This window comes from Celeribacter sp. SCSIO 80788 (genome assembly GCF_051054295.1).
Lineage (GTDB): Bacteria > Pseudomonadota > Alphaproteobacteria > Rhodobacterales > Rhodobacteraceae > Celeribacter.
This window is the reverse complement of the sequence record NZ_CP150482.1, coordinates 1,021,078-1,041,474: the sequence shown is the minus strand read 5'-3', so window position 1 is coordinate 1,041,474 and position 20,397 is coordinate 1,021,078. Positions and strand designations below refer to the sequence as shown.

Genomic DNA, 20,397 nt, shown 5'->3' with positions numbered 1-20,397 from the left:
CCGGTCTCTTTTCACCAGAAATGAAAGCTGCTACGCCCGCGGGGACCGCCCTGAGGGACTAGCTATGACCATGATCAAGACTGTGATCAAGCTCACCAATTCGAAGACTCGCAAGAAAGAGGTCTTCGAGCCGATCGACCCGAACAATGTGCGGATGTATGTCTGTGGCCCGACGGTCTATGACCGCGCCCATATCGGCAACGCGCGGCCTGTGATCGTGTTCGATGTTTTGTACCGGCTGCTGCGCCATGTGTACGGGACGGAGCATGTCACCTACGTTCGCAACTTCACGGATGTGGATGATAAGATTAACAAAAAGGCGCAAGATACCGGGCGGACGATCAAGGAAATCACCGACGAGACCACTCAGTGGTATCTTGACGATATGCGGTCCGTGGGCGCGCTCGATCCCGACCAGATGCCGCGCGCGACCGAGTTCATCGGTGCAATGATTTCGATGATCGAAGGGCTGATCGCGAGTGGCCACGCCTATGAGGCGGAGGGGCATGTGCTGTTTGCGGTCGAGAGCTACAAGGATTACGGCAAGCTGTCTGGCCGCTCCATCGACGATATGATCGCGGGTGCGCGGGTCGAGGTGGCGCCCTACAAACGCAATCCGATGGATTTCGTGCTGTGGAAGCCGTCGTCGGACGATCTTCCGGGCTGGGACAGCCCTTGGGGACGCGGGCGTCCGGGCTGGCATATCGAATGCTCGGCCATGTCCTATGAACTCTTGGGCGAAACCTTCGACATCCACGGCGGCGGCAACGACCTGATGTTCCCGCATCATGAAAACGAGATCGCGCAAAGCTGCTGCGCCCATCCGCAGGGCGGGTTTGCGCGCTATTGGCTGCACAACGAGATGTTGCAGGTTGAGGGCAAGAAAATGTCCAAGTCTCTGGGCAATTTCTTCACCGTTCGGGATTTGTTGGATGGGCATGACGGAATGCCGGGTGTGCCGGGCGAGGTGATCCGCTTTGTGTTCCTGTCGACCCACTACCGCAAGCCGATGGACTGGACTGCGGAGAAGGCGGAGCAGGCGGCGGCAACGTTGAAGAAATGGCGGAAGATGACGGAAGGTGTGGAGCCGGGCGAACCCGCGCCTGAGGTTGTGGCGGCTGTATCGGATGATCTGAACACGGCAGGGGCGATTTCCGTTCTACACGGGATCGATGGCCCGGCGGTTTTGCTCGCCTCTGCCAACCTCCTCGGCCTCCTGACGCCGGAACTAGGAGGCTGGGAAGATGCGGGCGTTGACCTCACCGCCTACGCCGATCACCTCTTCGCCCTCCGCCAATCCGCCATGGAAACCAAAGACTTCTCTGCCGTCGACGCGATGAAAACCGCGCTCTTGGAGGCGGGTGTCGAGGTGCGCATGTCGAAAACCGGGGTCGAGTTGGAGCCGGGCCCCAACTTCGACGCGGCGAAACTGGAGGCCCTCGAATGACCACAGCCAACACAAAAGACCGCCTCTATCTCTACGACACCACGCTCCGCGACGGCCAGCAAACCCAGGGCGTACAATTCTCCACCGAGGAAAAGCACCTGATCGCCGATGCGCTCGACCATCTCGGCGTCGATTATATCGAGGGCGGCTGGCCGGGCGCCAATCCGACCGACAGCGAATTTTTCGCCGAACCGCCTGAGACCAAAGCGAGGTTCACCGCCTTCGGTATGACCAAACGGTCCGGGCGCTCGGCGGAGAATGACGAGGTGCTCGCGGGCGTGCTCAATGCCGGGACGGACTCCGTCTGTCTTGTCGGCAAGACCCATGATTTCCATGTCACCACCGCGCTTGGCATCACGCTTGAGGAAAACATCGAGAACATCGAAAAATCCATTGCCCACACGGTCGCCATCGGTCGCGAGGCGCTGTTCGATGCCGAGCATTTCTTTGACGGCTACAAGGCCAATCCGGACTACGCCATTGCCTGTTGTCAGGCCGCGTACAAGGCCGGGGCGCGCTGGATCGTGCTTTGCGACACCAACGGCGGCGCTTTGCCCGGCGAGGTCTATGAGATCACCGGCAAGGTCATCGCTGCGGGCATTCCCGGCAGCCATCTCGGCATCCACACCCATGACGACACCGGCAACGCCGTGGCCAACAGCCTTGCCGCCGTCAACGCCGGCGCGCGGCAGGTGCAGGGGACGCTGAATGGCCTCGGCGAGCGCTGCGGCAATGCCAATCTGACGACGCTGATCCCGACATTCCTGTTGAAAGAGCCCTATAAATCCACGCTCGACACCGGCGTCACCGAAGAGGCGCTGCACAGCCTCGTCAAAACCTCGCGCATGCTCGACGACATCCTCAATCGCGTGCCCCTGCGCTCTGCGCCTTACGTCGGTGCTTCGGCTTTCGCACACAAGGCCGGGCTGCATGCTTCGGCCATTCTCAAAGATCCGACGACCTACGAACACATCCCGCCCGAGACCGTCGGCAATGCCCGGATCGTGCCGATGTCCAATCAGGCCGGGCAATCGAACCTGCGCTCGCGTTTGGCGGATATGGGATTGGAGGTCTCGGAAAAGGCCGATCTCGGGCGCATCCTCGACCGCATCAAACTACGCGAGGCGGAGGGCTATTCCTATGACACGGCGCAGGCCTCGTTCGAGTTGGAGGCGCGTCGCGAGTTGGGTCTGATGCCCGCGTTTTTCGAGGTCGAGCGCTACCGTGCCACGGTCGAACGCCGCCGCGACGCGAAAGGCCGCGAAATCCATCTCTCCGAGGTCACGGTCGTGGTCAATATCGCGGGCGAACGCCACCTGTCGGTGTCCGAAGGCATCATGGCCGATGGCAATGACGGGGGGCCGGTGAACGCACTCTCCAAGGCGCTGGTCAAGGATCTCGGGCCGTATTCCGACATGATCTCCGACATGGAACTCGTTGATTTTAAAGTACGTATCACCAATGGCGGCACCGAGGCGCGCACCCGCGTCATCATCGACCATGAGGACAGCCTCGGGCGGCGTTGGTCCACGGTGGGGGTGTCCTCGAACATCATCGACGCCTCGTTTGAGGCGCTTCTGGATGCGGTTCTCTGGAAACTTCTCCGGGATGGCGCGACAGCGTTGGGGGCGGAATGAGCGTTCAGGCCTGCGCAGAAATCGTCCAGAAGGGCGATGTCGACCGGTTTCGTTCCACTATGGCGGCACCCGTGGCGGCGCGTGAGGTGTTGTTCCCGATCCATGCCTTTTGCCTTGAGGTCGCGAAAGCGCCCTGGGTCACGAAAGAGGCGATGATCGCGGAGATGCGGCTTCAGTTCTGGCGCGATGTTTTGCAGGAGAAAATCGACGGCAAAGCGCCGCGCGCCCATGAGGTCGCCGGTTCTCTGGCGGCGGTTCTGGATGACGCCGCAGCCGAGGCGCTGGACGCCGCCGTGACCGCGCGGCAATGGGACATCTACCGCGATCCGCACGCAGACGAGGCGGCGCTTCACAGCTATCTGCATCGCTCCTATGCGATCCCGCTTCATGTCGCTGCCCGCCGTCTCGGCGCGCCGGAAGAGGCATCGAAAGCGCTCAACCGGCTGGGCTTTGCGGGCGCTCTCGCGCGGTATCTCATGGCCATTCCGGGGCTTGAGGCGCAGGGCCGGGTGCCTTTGGTCGATGGCCGCCCGGAGGCTGTCGCGGCGCTGGCGAAAGACGCCTATGATCAAGGGCGTTGGGGGGCGCAGCAGCTTTCCAAACTGCCGAAAACCGCCCGCGCGCCGATGATCGACGCGGTCATGCTCCTGCCGGTTCTCAAACAGGCTGCACAAGATCCGCAAGCGGTGATCGAAGGCCGTCTTGAGCAGGGGGCGCTGCGCAAATCCCTGCGCCTCGCGCTTGCCTCTCAATCCCCGAGCTGGGCTTTTTTCTGAGTGTACTCCAAGACATAGACCCGAATGGCCGAGGCCAACCCGCTCTCGACGCCACGGGTCTCGTCAATCTCGGCGGCGAGTACGTTGATCGGCACATCGCGCTCTTTCGCGATGGCGCGAAACGCTCGCCAGAACGGCTCTTCCAGCGACACCGAGGTGCGGTGTCCGTGCAATGTCAGGGAGCGTTTGACCGGGCGCCCCGTCATTCCTTGTCTCGCTTATGGGCGTCAAGTTCCGCCTTGACCTTGGCGCGTTCAGCCTCCTCAAGCGCCTTTTGAGCCTTGGTGCGACCGAATTTCACAGCATTCTCATCACCCTGAACGCGTTTTTCGGCGCGGGCTTTCTGTTTGCGGAACTGATTGAGATTGGTGACGCTCATGGGGTGGGATATTACCCTTTTTCCTTTGCTGGGCAAATACTCAAAACGCCCCGGGTTTATCCCGGGGCGCTCTGGATCTCAGTTCTGCTGCGGCGGTTGCGGACGATGCGCCTGCATCACGGTCTGCACACTCTCCGCCGTCAGTTTCGGATTGGCCTTCTGCAAGCAGCTCAGCATTTCCGGCGGCATCCCCGGCTCCCCTTTGGGCTGGCCTTCAGGCGGGCGCTGACCGGATTGGGCATCGGCGGGCGGCGCTTTGCGCTCTCCCGGTTCGGGCCGGTTGGCCTCGAAGCAACTGTTGAGCTGGGCCTCAGTCACGCCGAGATCCGTGGCGATCTCCGCCGTGGGCATCTTCGGGGCCCCTTGGGCAAAGGCCATGCCAGCGGTCAGGGCGATCAGGGGCAGGGCGGTGAGCAGGTGTTTCATATGTCTGTCCTCAAGAACTCGATGAGGATCAAACGCAGCACGCCACGCTTTCTGTCGCGTAAAAAGAAAAGGCGACCCGGAGGCCGCCTTCACATTGTCGTTATGCCGGAGAGGCTCAGTCTTTCGGACCGATCATTTGTTCCGGACGGACCACGGCGTCGAAGGTGGCTTCATCGACGAAGCCCAGCTTGATCGCCTCTTCCTTGAGGGTCGTGCCGTTCTTGTGCGCGGTTTTCGCAACTTTCGTGGCGTTGTCGTAGCCGATGGTCGGGGCCAGAGCGGTCACCAGCATCAGCGACTCGTGCAGGAGTTTCTCGATGCGCGGTTCGTTGGCCTGAATGCCCACCACCATGTTGTCGGTGAAGGCGGAGGCGCTGTCGCCCAGAAGCTGCATGGATTGCAGCACGTTGTAGGACATCATCGGGTTGTAGACGTTCAGCTCGAAGTGACCTTGCGAGCCTGCAAAACCGACAGCGGCGTCGTTGCCCATGACGTGGGCACAGACCATGGTCAGCGCTTCGGCCTGGGTCGGGTTCACCTTGCCCGGCATGATCGAGGAGCCCGGCTCGTTTTCCGGCAGGATCAGTTCGCCAAGGCCGCAGCGCGGGCCGGAGCCCAGAAGACGCAGGTCGTTGGCGACTTTGAACAGCGAGGCTGCGATGGTTTTCAGCGCGCCGGAGAACATCACCATGGCGTCATGGGCGGCGAGCGCTTCGAATTTGTTGGGCGCGGTCACGAAGGGCAGGCCGGTGATCTCGGCCATGTTCTTCGCCACGGCTTCCGCCCAGCCTTTTTTCGTGTTGAGACCGGTGCCGACGGCGGTGCCGCCTTGCGCCAGCTCATAGATCGCCGGAAGGCACATTTCGACGCGTTTGATGCCCATACGGACCTGATGCGCGTAGCCGGAGAATTCCTGACCCAGCGTCAGCGGCGTTGCGTCCTGGGTATGGGTGCGGCCGATCTTGATGATGTCTTTGAAGGCCTCGGATTTGGCTTCGAGCGCTTCGGCCAGTTTCTTGAGACCCGGCAGCAGCACATCGCGCGCCTGCATGCCGATGGCAACATGCATCGCGGTCGGGAAGGTGTCGTTCGAGGACTGCCCCATGTTGCAGTGATCGTTCGGGTGAACGGGGCTTTTCGAGCCCATCACGCCGCCCAGCATTTCGATCGCGCGGTTCGAGATCACCTCGTTGGCGTTCATGTTGGACTGGGTGCCCGAGCCGGTCTGCCAGACGACGAGCGGGAAGTTGTCGTCGAACTTGCCTTCGATCACTTCGGTGGCGGCAGCCACAATGGCATCGCCCAGCTCTTTCGCCAGCTTGCCCTGCGCCATGTTTTCAATCGCACAGGCTTTCTTCACCACGCCGAGGGCGCGGATGATCGGAACCGGTTGCTTTTCCCAGCCAATCGGGAAGTTCATGATGGAGCGCTGCGTCTGCGCGCCCCAGTATTTGTCGGAGGGAACTTCCAGCGGGCCGAAGCTGTCGGTTTCGGTACGGGTGGTGGTCATCGGGGGATCTCCCTAGCTCTGCCAATCAGTTGCCATGGCTATAGAGCCTCGCTGTGAGGCTTGCAATGTATACCGAAGCATACACGCTCCTGTTTGCGCTAAAATCCGATCCGGTGCCGCTCAACCCGGCTGGCGGCGATATTCGAACACCCGTGCGGGCGGCAAATTGGCCCAGACCGTGCCGCGTTTGACGGCCGAGAGACCCAGCTCGGCCTGCATCGCGGGCGTCACCGGCGAACTGTTGGCATAGGTGATCTGGGTGAAAAATGCCTCCGGTGCCATGACCTCAAACGCGCGGCCTACGACGGCACGTTGCAGATCGGGGCGGGCCAGAACCGGCACGCCAGAAATCACCGCGCCGACACCTGTGAGCCCGATGTCACGGATGTCCTCGGCGGAGCGGTTCAAAACGGTCACGCCGGGGAATTTCTCGCGCAGATCCTCGCAGAACCGCGGGTTCAGCTCCAGCAGCGTCAGCCGTTCGGGCGCGATGCCGCGGGCCAGAATGGCCTTGGTGAACACGCCCGTGCCCGGGCCGATCTCGACCACCGGGCCGGTGACCTCCTCGACGCCTGCGGTCATGAGACGCGCCACGGCGGCGGAAGAGGGCGCGATAGCGCGCACCTCGTCGGGATTGCGGATCATTTCTCCGAGAAATACGGCAAAATCGCGCGGCATGAGGGGCTCCTGTGCATCACCTCCTATCAGAGGTGCGCGGAGCATGGGCGCAAAACAAGAGGCCACACGAAGCTGTTACGCAAAATTCATCCGCCTGTTTCCCGGCCTTCACAAATCGCGAACCGGCATGTCGCGGGTCCGTGATCTTGGTGGATGAAAGCGCAATTCCTGTTCAAAAATGCGCAGGCGGTATGACTTACGGCAAGGTGTTGAACAATTGCTTTCCCTTGCGTCATGCCGCTACTGACTGCGTCAATCCGGCGCGCGATGAATGGTCGCGCCAGATGTACAAAGTTTTGTTTTCTATGGAGTTTATGATGCAGGAAATGACATCCGGCCCGCAGGAGCGGCTCATTCTTCCGTTCCTCGCGCCGTTTTACCACGGTTTCGCCCAGCCGGTCGGCTGGCTCATCTTTCGGGTGATCATCGGTGGCATGCTGATGGTCGAGGGCTGGCCGAAAATCACTGCGCCGATGGCGCAGGTCGGCTTTGTCGAAAACGTTCTGGGCCTGCCTGCTGGCTGGTTCTTCTCACCGCTTCTTGCGGTTCTGCAATTCTTTGGCGGCGCGCTGATCCTTCTGGGTCTTTTGACCCGCCCGATTGCGCTCGCGAATGCGGTCATGCTGCTTGTGACGCTCTGGTTCCACATCTCGCATCCCTATGGCGATGCGTTCCTGACCGCCGAGGGGATCGCCTTTCTCAAAGACAATCTCGACTATCTGACCGCACAGGGGCAGGCGCGGCTGTTGGCGGATGGCGGAACCGCCTTCCTGCATCAGGTTCAAGACAAGGCCGAGTTCAATTCGACCTTCTGGTTCGCTGGCGCGGCCATCATTGCGGCCTTTGGCGGCGGGAAATATTCTCTCGATCGCAAGATCGGCAAGGAATTTTGATCCCGCGAGGCGATGTCGGAACTGGCAAAACAAAAGCCGCTCTTTCGGGAGCGGCTTTTTCAGATGCAAAACGGCAGCGGGCGGCTTATTTGCGGAACTTGTCCAGCGAAACGATCTCTGCCTCTTTCGGGCCGACGCCCTTGCCGTTCTCTTCTTTCGGCTCGAAAGAGGTCACTTCCGCGTCATGCGGGATTTCGTCCTCGTCCATCTCCTCGACATCGTACTCCTGCGTCTCGAAGCGCAGACCGAACTCGACGGAGGGGTCCACAAAGGTGCGGATCGCGTCATAAGGGATATAGAGCGGCTCCGGGCTGTCACCGAAATTCAGCGTGATCGCAAACCCGTCCTCGGACACTTCGAGATTGTCGAACCAATGCTGGATGACGATGGTCATTTCCTCCGGGTAGCGGTCCGAAAGCCAGTCGGCCAGTTCCACATCCGGGTGCATCGTGTCGAAGGTGATGAAGAAATGATGTTCCCCCGGCAGGCCGTCGCGGGCCACGCTTTCAAGCACCTTGCGGATCAGACCGCGCATGGCGTCATGCATCAGGTTGCCGTAATCGATGGTTTTGGCCATCCTTGGGTCCTCTCTCTCATCTCCCTTGCAGCATAAGGGATTCTGCGGCCAAGGAAAGGGGTCACCGCATGTCGGCAGGCAGTCCGGCCCCCAGGGCCAGCCCGGCCAAGGCCACAAGGGCGATGGTGAGCATGAGAGAGCGTTTCAGGCCGAAGAGCAAAAGGGCAGAGAGCACCGCGAGTGCGGCCGCGCGCGGCGCGAATGTGGCCGGATCGGGCAGGGTGAGTCGCAATGGGCCGAGGCGGGTCTCGTTGACCTCAGCGAAGAATACATGCAGCGCAAACCACCAGGACAGCGAGGCAATGACCCCCACGACCGCCGCAGTCACAGCTTTCAATGCCGCGTCGATCCGGGGGCGTGAGGCGATCCAACCGATGTAAGGCGCGCCCGCGAATATCCAGAGAAAACAGGGGATAAAGGTGACCCAGAGCGTCACCAGAGCCCCCGCAAGCCCGCCCCAGGCCCCAAGCGTTGTGGCGGCCATATAGCCGACGAACTCGGTCACGAGGATCAGGGGGCCCGGCGTGGTCTCGGCTAGCCCCAGCCCGTCGAGCATGGCCTCCGGCGCAAGCCAGGCTTTGGCCGTGACCACCTCTTGCGACATATAGGCCAAAACCGCATAGGCCCCGCCGAAGGTCACCACCGCGAGTTTCGAAAAGAACAGGCCGATGGCGAGCAGGCGCTCCTGACCTGTGGCCCAGAGGAGCGCGAGCGGCGCAGCCCAGAGCGCCCCCCATGTGGCCAGTGTCCGGGGCAGGTGGGTTGCTTTTGGGGCCGGAATGGGGCCGGGGGCCGGAATGGGGGGAGGCGTGGTACGGCTGGTGACAGCGCCAATGAGGGCGGCGCCCAGCACGATGAGCGGGAAAGGCACTGCAAATCCGGCGATCAGGACGAAGGCAGCGAGCGCCAAAGCCTTGCGGGAGGGCGTGCCGAGCGCCTTGCGTGACAGGCGCAAAAGCGCTTGCAGGACAATGATCGCCACCGTGGCCTTGACCCCGACGAACAGCGCCTCCGAGGCGGGCAAATGGCCGTAGGCGGCATAAAGCGCTGCGAGCGCCAGCATCACAAGCGCCCCGGGCAGGACGAAAAACAGCCCCGCAACGATGCCGCCCGGCACGCCTTTGAGCCGCCAGCCGCAATAGGTGGCGAGCTGCATCGCCTCGGGGCCGGGGAGCATCATGCAGAAGGAAAGCGCGGAGAGGAACCCGTCCTCCTCCATCCAGCGCCGCTCCTCCACAATTTCGCGGTGCATCACGGCGATCTGCGCGGCTGGCCCGCCGAAGGACAGGAGGCCGATGCGGGCAAAGCTTTTGAGGAAATCGGAGAGGGGCGGCTGGGGCGTCATGGATGGGCGCTCGTGGCTGGGTGTCCGTCCCCCCCTTGGTAGCCGCCCCGGCCGGTCAAGTCACTCAGTTTGCGGGTGCCAGACGAACAAAACCGCCGGTCTGGCCCTCAAGCACGCCGTGCTCGTCCGAAGTCGGTTTCAGCATGGCCTCCAGAAGCACGGGCGCCGGTGTCCAATAGGGGATGTACCATTCCTGATCGACCTCGAGGATCAGCACCTCGTCCTTAGTGGCATCATAGGCCCCGATCACGGAGACATGCGGCCCGTCCCAATCGCCGGTCACGACGCCCTGATTGAAATAGACCAGCATCGCATCCTCGGCGCTTTCCTCGTTGAGCGTCAGCCAGTCGCGCATCGTGGCAAGGCTTTCGGCGCTGTCATCGACGGGTTTGAACGTGCTGACCGCGTAGCTGTCCAGACCGGCGACGGGCAGGGCCTCGGTCGCATAGGTCACCAGCTCGTCGAACATCACGCCATCGCCGCCCTCCGCGGAAATTTCGCTCCAATGGGCGTCGCCCACGGCCTCCAGAAGATCCGGCTGGGTCATCACCGTGTCTTCGGCATTGGCCGGAAGGCCCGCAAGCCCGTTCACGGCGGCAGTGACGGAGGCAACGCCACAGGCCGAGGTGGTGAATTGCGGTTTCACGAATTCGGCAAAGGCCCAGTAATCCGGCGCAGGCGCGGCTCTGAGATACTCGGTCGCTTCGGTGACGGGAATGGCATTGGGGCCGAGTTTCGGCAGAGGCGAATCCTCGGCGAGGGAGGCTTGGGCAAGGGCAATGAGCAGAACCGCGGAGGTCAGCATCAGGTCAGTGGGTTTCATGAGACACCTGTCAGAGAAAATGGGCGGAGCTATGGCCGAGTCGCGCCACAGGCCCGTCCCTTTCACAGTCTGGCAAAGCGATATGAAAGCAAGGAAAACCGTGTTTCGGGGCTGGATCAGGCGAGAGTTTCCCCAGCCAGCATCAAGGCCACCGAATCTTTCGGCAGATTGCCCATCTGTTCGAAATAGCTGACGAAATCGTAGCTGTTGTGCGCCTCTATGATTTTGCCCTCCCTGAGCCGCACCATGACCTGACCGGAGATGTGGATCGGCAGCATGTCCACGGCCTTCCGGGCGTGCAGCGTCATACGGGCCCAGACCTTGTCGCCCATCTCCATGGAATCCTCGATCGAGATGGTGATGTCGCGCAGCGCATGGCGCACGGCGGGTACAAGGGTCTGGAAATCCTCGAGCTGGGCCGCAAAATCGCTCATCAGCCCGGAGGCGAGCGCTTCCGCGTCGAAAAACTCGGCCACGGCGCTCAGATCGCCCTTTACCCATACCTTGTCATACCAGGCCTCCAGCAGGTCCATGCCGGTCATGAGACGATCTCCTTCGGTCTTCACGTCTGGGGAGAGTGTGCGCCGAAAGTCTGAACGAAACGTTTCTGTTTTAGGGCAAAACACAGGAAAAAGAGGACTATATGTGTTGATGTAGCGTCAACTTTTGCGGAGTGCAAAATCACTCTGCGTCAGCCCAAGAGCCGCGCCTGACATGAGGTTCACCAGTTAAATCTTTGGAAAAGGTGCAGGATTCTGTTGCCAGGCTCCTGCGGGCCCCGCCTTAAGCTGCTAAGCCTAAGGACTTAGATTTCGATATTTCGCACAGCTTACGCTGCGAGAGCCATCGGAGCTTTGTTGTCGTTTGCAACTAGCTTAGGTGTACCGATAACGGTGGTAACTCACCGAGACAAAGCAAAACCCCTTTAGACGTCCGTCGATCCTATTTCGTCCCCATGATCCAATCTCTTGCCAGTCTCAAACGAAGACTGAAGAGGGGTATTTGGTGGAGACGCCGGGTACCGCCCCCGGGTCCGATCCGCTTATTACGAGCGCGTTTATGTCCATAGTCCCCGAAGAGACACCCCATATCTAAGCGATCGGTCACACTGTTTCAAGAGGTGCCGGATAAGAGAAATGCCGCCCCCGGAGCGAGGGCGGCGATCATGTTTTGTACAAGTTTCAGAGAGTCTTAGAAGCCCGCTTTAATCTTCTCGAACTCTTCGGACTGCTTTTCACGCAGCTCGACCGACATCGGCAATTGCGCGAGGATCGGGGCGTCGATCGGGGCCAGACCACCGGCTTCGAGCGCCTCTTGACCCAGCGTGGCAAGGCCTTCGGTGTTCGAGATGCCGTAACCCGCATCCATCAGCACCGCAGCGTTGGAAGCGTCGAGGAAACCGTTGATGAAGTCATAGGCCTTGTCTTCGGAGCCGGGGCCGTCTTTCAGATTGACGTAGCCGCAGAGCCAGAGCGAGGAGCCTTCTTTCGCTTCGCGTTGGAAGCCCACCGGGAAACCTTCGTCGGCAAGCGTCGGATAGGTTTCGTTCCAGGCCCAGGAGATCAGAACTTCACCGGTCGCCATCAGCTGTGCAAGCTCGGCCGGGTCGGTCCAGTATGTGCGCAGGTAGGGGTGAACTTCGCGCAGCCAGGCGGAGGCGGCTTCGAATTGCTCGTCCGTGGCGGAAGTCCAGTCGGTGGTGCCGGTGGCGAGATAGGCCAGCGCATAGGCGTCGTCGACGTTGTCCGGGAGGGTCAGACGACCTTCGTATTTCGGGTTCTTGAACACCTCGAGAGAGGCGACATCCTCGGCCGGGACTTCTTCGGTGTTATAGGCGATGGCGGTGGAGCCGAAATCGGTCGGGATGAAATAGGCGCTGGCGGCCGCCACGTCCTTGCCGACGAGATTGCTGTCGAGCTTGGCGTAATCGGTGATTTTCGACGTGTCCCACGGCTCCAGAATGCCGCTTTCCTCCCATTTCATCACGGAACCTGCGCAGACGTGGCTGACATCGGCCTTGAAACCGGACACGAGTTTCTGAAGCGCCTCGTCTTCCTCGCCGAAGAAGGCGAAAGACGGTACATCGCCGTTTTTCTCGACATATTTGGTGTGGAAGGCCGGATCTTCGAAACCGGAGTAGTCAAACACCAGAAGATCGGAGTCTTCGGCGAACGCGGCGCTCGCGACGGCGGCGAAGGCGACGCTGCCCAGAAGAGTTTTAAGAGTGTTCATGAAGGTCATCTCCCTGAAAATGGACCATTTCTGGGAGATGACGCTAGCATGGGTTTTGCCTCGCGCAAGGGGCGCTTGGGGCGTGGTGGCTTTTTTTCGGGAGTTTGCCCTAAATTTGATCAAATTAATGAGATCAATTACTCCGATGCGGTTTCTCCTGACGCGTCGCCTCGCGGCTGTCTTGTGCCGCATGGGCGGTGCGCAGGGTCTGGTCGCGCAGGTAGTCGATCAGGATCTCAAGTTTCGAACCGACCCGCGCCTCCAGCGCATCGACAATGGCCTCATGCAGGCTGATCACCGCATCGCGGTCTCGCTGGCGATAGGTGATCATGTTCATCAGCGGCTCAATCCCTTCGACCGCCGCCGCCAGTTGCCATGACAAAACCGGATTGCCCGCCGCATCCACCAGGGCTCGGTGAAACGCCACATCGGAGGCGCAGAACACTTCGTCGCTCAGAGCGGGGTCTTTCTGCCGGGCGATCTCGTGCCGCATGATGTCGAGATGTTCGGGGGTACGATTCTTGGCGGCCAGCCGCATGCAGCCGCGTTCAAGTGCGAACCGGGCTTCGCAGGCGGTGGCGATGTCGATTTCGTTCAACCCGATCAGAAACGTGGCCTTGGAGGCCATGTCGGCATAGGCGTCTTCGAAACTTTGCCGGTGGACAAAGGCCCCGCCCGTGGCCCCGCGTCTTGTGCGGATCAGGCTTTGCGCTGCAAGCCGTTTCAGCGCCTCGCGCACGGTTGCCCGCGACACGCCATGGGCCTCGGCCAGTTCCGATTCCGAGGGCAGGCGTTGATCCGCAGCCAACTTTCCAGAGGCGATGTCGGCCCGGATTGCATCCGCGATCACTGTCGACAAGTCTCTGGAAATATTTTGTTTTTCTTTATTGTCTGACATTTAAACCATGACCTGACCTATTTGTCAGACATTTTCTTGCATTGTGATTTCATTTGTCAGACATTTAAGCAAATCTCATGCAGCATGGCAAGGAGGACCGCATGAAGGCGCTGATCATGGAACAGGACGCCGAAGGGCTGGCGCAGCCCCAGATCAAGCACATCCCGGAGGACAGCTTGCCGGAAGGCGATGTTACGGTGAAGGTCGAATATTCGACATTGAATTACAAGGACGGTTTGTGCCTCTCGCCCAAGGGCGGGGGACTGGTGCGCCACTATCCGCATGTGCCTGGGATCGACTTTGCCGGGACGGTCGAGCGTTCTGACAGCCCCGAATTCCAACCCGGCGACAAGGTGGTGTTGACCGGCTGGTGCGTCGGCGAGGTGCATTGGGGCGGCTATGCCGAAAAGGCGCGGGTGAAATCCGGCTGGCTGGTGCCGCTGCCCGAAGGGCTCTCGACACGGCAAGCCATGGCGGTCGGCACGGCCGGGTTCACCGCGATGCTGGCGGTGATGGCACTGGAGGATCACGGGCTGACGCCCGACAACGGCCCGGTTCTGGTCACCGGGGCCTCGGGCGGGGTGGGTTCGGTTGCCACGGCCATTCTCGCCCATCTTGGCTATGAGGTCGCCGCCGTCACCGGGCGTCCGGAGGGGGCGGGCTATCTCAAATCGCTCGGCGCGAGCCGGATCGTGCCACGCGAAGAAATTGCGGAGACGGTCAAACGCCCGCTCGAAACCGAAACCTGGGCGGCCTGCGTCGATGCGGTCGGCGGCGCGATGCTCGCCCGTATTCTGGGCCAGATGAAACATGGCGGGTCTGTTGCGGCGGTCGGGCTTGCGGGCGGTGCGGACCTTCCGGCCTCGGTCATCCCGTTTCTGTTGCGCGGCGTGAACCTCCTGGGCATCGATTCAGTGATGCAGCCGAAGGACAACCGTATCCGCTGTTGGAACCGCATCGCATCTGACCTGCCGATGGAGAAACTCGAAGCAATGGTCCAGCCCGCCACGCTCGAAGACCTGCCTGCGCTTGGGGCAGCAATTCTCAAGGGCGGGGTCAAGGGCAGGGTGTTGGTCGAACTCTGAGCAGAAACGCACGCTGCAACATTAAAAAACGCGCTCTTTTCAGGGGCGCGTTTTGCCGTTAACGCTTTGCGCCATGGATATCGCAACGCTTCTCCCTTTCGCCGCCCTGATCGCCGCTATCGGCGCCTTCGCGGGCATTCTCGCAGGCCTTCTTGGTGTCGGGGGCGGCATCGTCCTTGTTCCCGCCTTTTACTATGCCTTCTCGGGGCTGGGCTACGACAGCCCACAGCTCATGCAGATCTGTCTCGCCACCTCTTTGGCGACGATCATCGTGACCTCGATCCGCTCGGTGATGTCGCATCACAAGAAAGGTGCGGTGGAGTGGTCGATCCTCAAGAGCTTTGCACCGGGGATCGTTGTCGGCGCGATCATTGGTGTGCTGGTGGCCTCATCGCTGCGCTCAACCACGCTTCAGATGATCTTCGGCTGCGTCGCAATTTTCATCGGGCTTTACATGGCCTTCGGCAATTCCGCGTGGCGGCTCGGCTCGGAGATGCCCAAGGGGATCATGCGTGTGATCATCTCGCCGCTGATCGGTTTTCTCTCGGTGCTGATGGGCATCGGCGGCGGCTCCTTCGGGGTGCCGACCATGACGCTTTACGGCGTGCCGATCCACCGCGCCGTCGCCACTGCCGCAGGCTTTGGGGCAATCATTGCGATCCCTTCCGTCATCGGTTTTCTCTTTGTCGATCTGCCCGCAGAGGCGACACCGCCCTTCACCATCGGCGCGGTCAATATCGCGGCCTTCCTTCTGGTGATCTGCATGACTCTGATCACAGCGCCTCTGGGAGCAAGGATCGCCCATGCGATGGACCCGAAACCGCTGAAACGCGTGTTCGGCGGCTTCCTGATCCTCGTTGCACTCAACATGCTGCGCAAGGCGCTGATGGGGTAAGACGATTTGAGTATTTGACAGCAAAGGAAACCCGTCACCTTGGCTGTTCAAATACTCACTCCAAACGTTTCAACCGGGCGGCGCGCCCACCACGGCGTTTGGTTGGGGCTGCCTGGCGGTTCGGCAACTCCGCCATGATGGCACGACGTTCTTCCGCCGCCATCGAGGACCAGCGACCGATTTCGTCGATCGAACGCGCGCACCCCAGACAAAGCCGCGTCTCCGGGTGAATTTGACAGATCTTCGTGCAGGGGCTTTCGATCTCGTCGCGTTTCCAGATGTCGTCCGTCATAAGTTTCTGAGCCTGTCCAGAGCCCCCTGAAGGATTACACCTGCGGCCACCTGATCGATTTTTTCGGCGCGTTTGGCGCGGGACATATCGGCCTCCAACATGGCGCGGTCGGCGGCGACCGATGACAGGCGTTCGTCCCAGAATGTGATCGGCAGATCAGTGAGCTGGCCGAGATTGCGCGCGAAGGCGCGGGTTTTCTGACAGCGCGGCCCCTCGGAACCGTCCATGTTGCGTGGCAAGCCCAAGACGATACCGCCCACCTCGCGTGATGTCAGGAGTTTGAGCAAAGCCTCGGCGTCTTGCGTGAATTTCTTGCGCCGGATGGTGTCGGTGGGGGTTGCCACGGACAGGAGGCGGTCGGAGATCGCCACGCCGATGGTTTTGTCGCCGAAATCCAGCCCGGCCAGCGGGCGCATCGGGGGCAGGGTGGCTTTGAAGGTGGCGATGTCATCGGTGATCAGCGTGCTCATGCGACCGGCCTCACTCAACCAAGCCCGCGCGTTCCGCGCCTTGGCGAACCACGGCGAGGGCTTCGGGGGTTGCGCCGAAGATCACCTGCGCCTCGCCCCAGATCGCCTTGGCGCGTTCGGTGTCGCCCAACATGCCGAGCGAGGAGATCAGGCGCGACCATTCTTCGGGGCTGCCGCCTTCGTTGGCGAGACGGGCCGAGAGGCCTTCGACCATACCGCGGATCATCTCCTGACGCTCTTCGGGGGTCATGTCGGCGGCGGCGGCCATGTCTTCGGCGGAGGGGCCTGAGAGGCCATCGGCCATCGGGGCGGGCGGTAGCGTGTAGCGAATGCCCGCAGCCTGTGCGACACTCTCGATCTGCTGCCGGATCGGCATCACCCAAGGGTCTTCGGCGGCGGAGGAGGACAGGAGCGGTTGCCAGAGCCGGAAGGTCATGTCGGGGCGCCCGGTCTGGGCGAACATCAGGCCGGAGTAATAGATCGCCGTGCCGTTTTGCGGATCGCGTTGCAGCGCCTTGGTGAGCGCGTCCTCGGCCTCGGGCGAGACAAAACCACCTGCCGCAAGGATCATCATATCGGCGAGATCGGCGTAATCCTCGGCGGTCGCAGCCGGCCCCTTGATACGGATCACCTCTGTCTGGGCCTCATAGGCGGCGCGGTAATTGCCAGCCACGGCCTCGTTGCGGGCCAGAAGGATATGGCCCTGAAGATCGTCGGGGCGGGAGGTCAGCGCATCGCGCAGCTGGACAAGCAAGGTCGTGAGGCGCTCGTCCGGTTCCATGATGGGCGGCGAGGGCGGGCGCATCTGTTCGATCGCGTCCTGCGTCGGGCGGTTGGCGCGGGCCTCTTCGGCCAGTTCGATGCGATGGGTGAGCGGCAGGTCTTCGTAGCCCGGCGCACCGATGTCGTTGTAGAGCCACAGCGCGCCGCCGGTCACGACGGCAAAGAGCACAGCAGCGGCCCAGAGCGGGGCGCCGCGCACGCCGTGTTTTTCGCTGGCACGGGCCTTGTCGGCATCGAGAAGACGGCGCGAGACCTCGATCCGGGCGCGTTTGGCGTCCTCGGCGGAGAGCACGCCACGCGCCTCGTCCCGATCCACTTCCTTGAGCTGATCGCGGTAGACCTTCATCTCCACCTCGGCGGTGGAGCTGTCGACATCGCCGATGCCATGGGCGCGGCGCAGCGCAAGGGCCAGCGGGATCGCGGAGAGGAGGGCGATGGCGAAAGCGATGATCCAGAAGGTCATGTCAGGGTCCGTCAAAGAGAATTCCGTTGGCAAGGTGTATCCGGCAGGCGGGTTTTGCGAAACCCCCAATGACACAGGTGTGACCGAATGGCTCTGTAACGGAATGGCTCGGGGGGCGACCGGATATGAGGACGCTGACATGACCTGAGCAGAGGGGAACTTATCTGTGTCCCAAGACGTTTCTCTTCCGAACGGTCCGTGATGGACCTTGAGATTAGGAGAAAGACATGAGTGGCAATAACAGTGGCGGCAATACGGGGCTTGGCATTTTGGTGGGGGCGATGCTCGTGCTGGTGGCGGGGATTTCCTATTATCTTTTCACGGGTGGCGATGTGCCGGGCGCGGATGAGCCGGAAATTCAGATCGACCTGCCGGATGGCAACTGATCCGATCTGCCTGCTTCGGTCGCCGACTTCGGTTGAGAGATGAACAGCTAGGTGTTCGTGTTTTTTGGAACGATTCCAGAGTTTCACCCTTGACCCGAAGCGGTCATCGGATCAGGTATATGCCCGACAGAAACGCACAACTTCTGAATTGATGGAGGCCCCAATGGCTTTTGAACTTCCCGATCTTCCCTACGCCTACGACGCACTCGCCGATCTCGGCATGTCGCAGGAGACGCTGGAGTACCACCACGACCTGCACCACAACGCTTATGTGACCACCGGCAACACGCTGGCTGCGGGCACCGAGTGGGAAGGCAAATCGGTCGAAGAGATCATCAAGGGCACCTATGCGGCTGGCGCCGTGGCGCAATCTGGCCTGTTCAACAACGCGTCCCAGCACTGGAACCACACCCAATTCTGGGAAATGATGGGTCCGGGCGAGAAGAAAATGCCGGGCGAGCTTGAAAAAGCTCTGGTCGAAGCCTTCGGCACCGTCGACGAGTTCAAGAAACAGTTCGCCGCCGCAGGCGCCTCTCAGTTCGGTTCCGGCTGGGCCTGGCTGGTGAAAGACACCGACGGTTCGCTGAAAGTGACCAAGACCGAAAACGGCGTGAACCCGCTCTGCTTCGGTCAAACCGCGCTTCTCGGCTGCGATGTGTGGGAACACTCCTACTACATCGACTTCCGCAACAAACGCCCGGTCTACCTGTCGAATTTCCTCGACAAGCTGGTGAACTGGGAAAACGTCGCGTCGCGTATGTGATCAGGCTTTCAGGAGAGCCGCTGCTTTCTGAGCGGTTTCTTCGCTGATGTTCTGGGCGTTGACTATGATGGTCAGCGCCCTTTTCTTTGCTTCAGCCTGATGTATGCGTTTGGCTGCATTCACACGCGTACGAGAACCTGACAGGGTCCATTTGTTTCGAAGGGAAAGTTTCTCTGCGATCTGAGCCGTTCCACTCGAAAGTTCAAGCAGATCTATATTCTCCACATATGCCTTGAATCCGATGGTGCGAAGAAGTCGTAACAGTTGGTCATCTGACATTTGATGCTCCATGTTTCGTTGGTCGTTCGAGTATGGAACAAGCCAGTGCTGTCTTGCGACTATCATTTCCCATGATTTGAGCGCGGTACTTCCCGTCGCAGGTCGGCGGGACTTCTCATTGCGCAAGTCTCATGAAAAGGTGGCAGGCACTGGACAAAAAGAGATACCGCAAAATGCCCTCACTTCCCAATGCCTGGACGCTCGACCCCGAAACGCTGACCGAGGCCGTGGTGCTGCGCCATGAGCTGCATCGCTTTCCCGAAGTTTCGGGGGCGGAGCATGACACCGCCCGCCGCATCGCGTCGCGAATGCGCGGGCTTGGCGCAGAGGTGATCGAAGGTCTGGGCGGTCATGGGGTGGCTGCCGTGTTCGGGCAGGGCGCGAAAACCCTGATGATCCGTGCCGAACTCGACGCTTTGCCAATCCTTGAGGCAGCGGGGCCGGAGTATCGCTCCGAGCATGACGGCGTGGGGCATCTTTGCGGCCATGATGGCCATATGGCGACGCTGTTCGCCGTGGCGACGGCGCTGTCGCGGCGCGCGCCGGAGTGCCGTGTGGTTCTGTTGTTCCAGCCCGCTGAAGAAACCGGGGCAGGGGCGCGGCTTGTCTTGGCCGATCCGAAATTCGAGGTGATCAAACCCGATCTCGCGATCTCGCTCCATAATCTGCCGAAACTGCCCTTGGGCGCGGTGGCGCTCAAAGTTGGCCCTGTCGCTTGTGCCTCACGCGGGTTGCACATCCGGCTCACCGGCCAGACCTCCCATGCCGCCCGGCCCGAAAACGGCCGCTCGCCGGGGCTTGCGCTCTCCGAACTGATCCCCGCGCTCGGCGCCCTGTCGCGCGACCTGCCGACCGAAGATCCCGGCTTTCGCCTCTGTACCGTGACCCATGCGCGCCTCGGCGTGCCGTCTTTCGGTATTAGCCCCGGTGAGGCGGAGCTTCAGATCACATTGCGAACTTTGTTCAATTCTGAGATGGCTGCACTCGAGGCCGAGGCCCGTGCTCTGATCGAGACCACGGCCGCCGCCTTTGCCCCCGAGATCACGCTTCATGACGTGTTCAGCCATTCGGTCAATGCGCCCGAGGCCACAGCACTTCTGGAGGCCGCCACGCAAGGCTTGCCGCGCGTCGAAGGGGCAATCCCGATGCGCCCGTCCGAGGATTTCGGCCTGTTCGGCACGGAACTCCCGGCAGCTATGCTGTTCTTGGGCTCGGGCGAGGATCAGCCGGAGCTGCACAATCCGGACTTCGACTATCCCGATGCGCTCATTCCAATCGGGGCGGAGATTTTCCTGCGCGCGATCCATGCCTTTACCGCCGGGGTTTCGCAGGAAGACTAATCCCCTGTGCATTTTTCGCG

Annotated in this window: 24 protein-coding genes and 1 other RNA gene; 9 read left to right on the top strand and 16 right to left on the bottom strand. The window is 61.2% G+C overall.

Annotation, left to right across the window (positions count from 1 at the left end):
• Positions 1-64 precede the first annotated feature (64 nt).
• Genes cysS through V1471_RS05360 form a run of 3 tightly spaced genes read left to right on the top strand, consistent with a single transcriptional unit; the run spans position 65 to position 3,860 of the window.
• Complete coding sequence (cysS, locus tag V1471_RS05370) at positions 65-1,447, top strand: cysteine--tRNA ligase (RefSeq protein WP_434287313.1); 1,383 nt, start codon at positions 65-67, stop codon at positions 1,445-1,447.
• Entirely contained in the window at positions 1,444-3,084 is a 1,641-nt protein-coding gene (cimA, locus tag V1471_RS05365; protein WP_434287312.1) for a citramalate synthase, read from the top strand. The genes cysS and cimA overlap by 4 nt, the downstream gene beginning before the upstream one ends.
• Positions 3,081-3,860 carry a squalene/phytoene synthase family protein gene (locus tag V1471_RS05360; protein WP_434287311.1) on the top strand — a complete coding sequence of 260 codons (780 nt, stop codon included), beginning with the start codon at positions 3,081-3,083 and terminating at the stop codon, positions 3,858-3,860. Before cimA ends, V1471_RS05360 begins: the two co-directional genes overlap by 4 nt.
• Here V1471_RS05360 and V1471_RS05355 read toward each other — a convergent pair.
• The 5 genes from V1471_RS05355 to V1471_RS05335 form a co-directional block, all read right to left on the bottom strand.
• Complete coding sequence (locus V1471_RS05355) at positions 3,833-4,066, bottom strand: ribbon-helix-helix domain-containing protein (protein ID WP_434287310.1); 234 nt, start codon at positions 4,064-4,066, stop codon at positions 3,833-3,835. The two genes, V1471_RS05360 and V1471_RS05355, sit on opposite strands and share 28 nt — an antisense overlap.
• Entirely contained in the window at positions 4,063-4,239 is a 177-nt protein-coding gene (locus tag V1471_RS05350) for a DUF4169 family protein (RefSeq protein ID WP_434287309.1), read from the bottom strand. Before V1471_RS05350 ends, V1471_RS05355 begins: the two co-directional genes overlap by 4 nt.
• A 78-nt stretch (positions 4,240-4,317) precedes the next feature.
• Complete coding sequence (locus V1471_RS05345) at positions 4,318-4,665, bottom strand: hypothetical protein (RefSeq protein WP_434287308.1); 348 nt, start codon at positions 4,663-4,665, stop codon at positions 4,318-4,320.
• Positions 4,666-4,780: 115 nt separating this feature from the next.
• The gene (gene fumC / locus V1471_RS05340; RefSeq protein ID WP_434287307.1) at positions 4,781-6,175 is read right to left on the bottom strand and encodes a class II fumarate hydratase; all 1,395 of its coding nucleotides are present in this window, start codon (positions 6,173-6,175) and stop codon (positions 4,781-4,783) included.
• A 120-nt stretch (positions 6,176-6,295) separates the two neighbouring features.
• On the bottom strand, positions 6,296-6,853 hold the full coding sequence (locus V1471_RS05335) for a class I SAM-dependent methyltransferase (RefSeq protein WP_434287305.1): 558 nt from the start codon (positions 6,851-6,853) through the stop codon (positions 6,296-6,298).
• Positions 6,854-7,170: 317 nt separating this feature from the next.
• Between V1471_RS05335 and V1471_RS05330 the strand changes: the two genes are divergently transcribed.
• The gene (locus tag V1471_RS05330; protein ID WP_434287304.1) at positions 7,171-7,746 is read left to right on the top strand and encodes a DoxX family membrane protein; all 576 of its coding nucleotides are present in this window, start codon (positions 7,171-7,173) and stop codon (positions 7,744-7,746) included.
• An 85-nt stretch (positions 7,747-7,831) separates the two neighbouring features.
• Here V1471_RS05330 and V1471_RS05325 read toward each other — a convergent pair whose 3' ends face one another.
• From V1471_RS05325 to V1471_RS05295, 7 genes are all read right to left on the bottom strand, one after another.
• Positions 7,832-8,323, bottom strand: a complete 492-nt coding sequence (locus V1471_RS05325; RefSeq protein WP_434287303.1) for an SspB family protein — start codon at positions 8,321-8,323, stop codon at positions 7,832-7,834.
• A 61-nt stretch (positions 8,324-8,384) separates the two neighbouring features.
• Entirely contained in the window at positions 8,385-9,668 is a 1,284-nt protein-coding gene (gene chrA, locus V1471_RS05320; protein WP_434287302.1) for a chromate efflux transporter, read from the bottom strand.
• A gap of 64 nt (positions 9,669-9,732) precedes the next feature.
• A complete protein-coding gene (locus V1471_RS05315) occupies positions 9,733-10,491 on the bottom strand; it encodes a phytochelatin synthase family protein (RefSeq protein ID WP_434287301.1) in 759 nt (252 codons plus the stop codon).
• A gap of 116 nt (positions 10,492-10,607) precedes the next feature.
• Positions 10,608-11,033 carry an ester cyclase gene (locus V1471_RS05310; protein ID WP_434287300.1) on the bottom strand — a complete coding sequence of 142 codons (426 nt, stop codon included), beginning with the start codon at positions 11,031-11,033 and terminating at the stop codon, positions 10,608-10,610.
• A 202-nt stretch (positions 11,034-11,235) separates the two neighbouring features.
• Positions 11,236-11,612: a transfer-messenger RNA gene (ssrA, locus tag V1471_RS05305) on the bottom strand.
• Positions 11,613-11,682: 70 nt separating this feature from the next.
• Positions 11,683-12,723, bottom strand: a complete 1,041-nt coding sequence (locus V1471_RS05300; RefSeq protein WP_434287298.1) for an extracellular solute-binding protein — start codon at positions 12,721-12,723, stop codon at positions 11,683-11,685.
• 133 nt (positions 12,724-12,856) lie between these two features.
• Positions 12,857-13,621 (bottom strand): FadR/GntR family transcriptional regulator, encoded by a 765-nt coding sequence (locus V1471_RS05295; RefSeq protein ID WP_434287296.1) that lies wholly within the window; start codon positions 13,619-13,621, stop codon positions 12,857-12,859.
• Between the two features lie 101 nt (positions 13,622-13,722).
• Here V1471_RS05295 and V1471_RS05290 point away from each other — a divergent pair, with 101 nt between their 5' ends.
• Positions 13,723-14,706 (top strand): MDR family oxidoreductase, encoded by a 984-nt coding sequence (locus V1471_RS05290; RefSeq protein ID WP_434287295.1) that lies wholly within the window; start codon positions 13,723-13,725, stop codon positions 14,704-14,706.
• 73 nt (positions 14,707-14,779) lie between these two features.
• Positions 14,780-15,601 (top strand): sulfite exporter TauE/SafE family protein, encoded by an 822-nt coding sequence (locus V1471_RS05285; RefSeq protein ID WP_434287294.1) that lies wholly within the window; start codon positions 14,780-14,782, stop codon positions 15,599-15,601.
• Between the two features lie 55 nt (positions 15,602-15,656).
• On the opposite strand, the gene V1471_RS05280 is transcribed toward V1471_RS05285, so the two are convergent.
• From V1471_RS05280 to ccmI, 3 genes are read right to left on the bottom strand one after another with little or no spacing between them, the layout of a single operon-like run.
• Complete coding sequence (locus V1471_RS05280) at positions 15,657-15,893, bottom strand: DUF1289 domain-containing protein (protein ID WP_434287293.1); 237 nt, start codon at positions 15,891-15,893, stop codon at positions 15,657-15,659.
• Complete coding sequence (gene ruvX / locus V1471_RS05275; protein ID WP_434290868.1) at positions 15,890-16,354, bottom strand: Holliday junction resolvase RuvX; 465 nt, start codon at positions 16,352-16,354, stop codon at positions 15,890-15,892. The genes V1471_RS05280 and ruvX overlap by 4 nt, the downstream gene beginning before the upstream one ends.
• A gap of 19 nt (positions 16,355-16,373) precedes the next feature.
• Positions 16,374-17,609, bottom strand: coding sequence for a c-type cytochrome biogenesis protein CcmI (gene ccmI, locus V1471_RS05270; RefSeq protein WP_434287291.1), 1,236 nt, complete (start codon positions 17,607-17,609; stop codon positions 16,374-16,376).
• Between the two features lie 227 nt (positions 17,610-17,836).
• Between ccmI and V1471_RS05265 the strand changes: the two genes are divergently transcribed.
• Together V1471_RS05265 and V1471_RS05260 are read left to right on the top strand one after the other, a co-directional pair.
• Complete coding sequence (locus V1471_RS05265; protein WP_434287290.1) at positions 17,837-17,995, top strand: hypothetical protein; 159 nt, start codon at positions 17,837-17,839, stop codon at positions 17,993-17,995.
• Between the two features lie 163 nt (positions 17,996-18,158).
• Positions 18,159-18,758 (top strand): superoxide dismutase, encoded by a 600-nt coding sequence (locus tag V1471_RS05260; protein ID WP_066708198.1) that lies wholly within the window; start codon positions 18,159-18,161, stop codon positions 18,756-18,758.
• Here the strand turns inward: V1471_RS05260 and V1471_RS05255 are convergent, their stop codons facing one another.
• Entirely contained in the window at positions 18,759-19,037 is a 279-nt protein-coding gene (locus V1471_RS05255; protein WP_434287289.1) for a hypothetical protein, read from the bottom strand.
• 173 nt (positions 19,038-19,210) lie between these two features.
• Here V1471_RS05255 and V1471_RS05250 point away from each other — a divergent pair, with 173 nt between their 5' ends.
• Positions 19,211-20,377 carry an amidohydrolase gene (locus V1471_RS05250; protein ID WP_434287287.1) on the top strand — a complete coding sequence of 389 codons (1,167 nt, stop codon included), beginning with the start codon at positions 19,211-19,213 and terminating at the stop codon, positions 20,375-20,377.
• Positions 20,378-20,397: the final 20 nt, after the last annotated feature.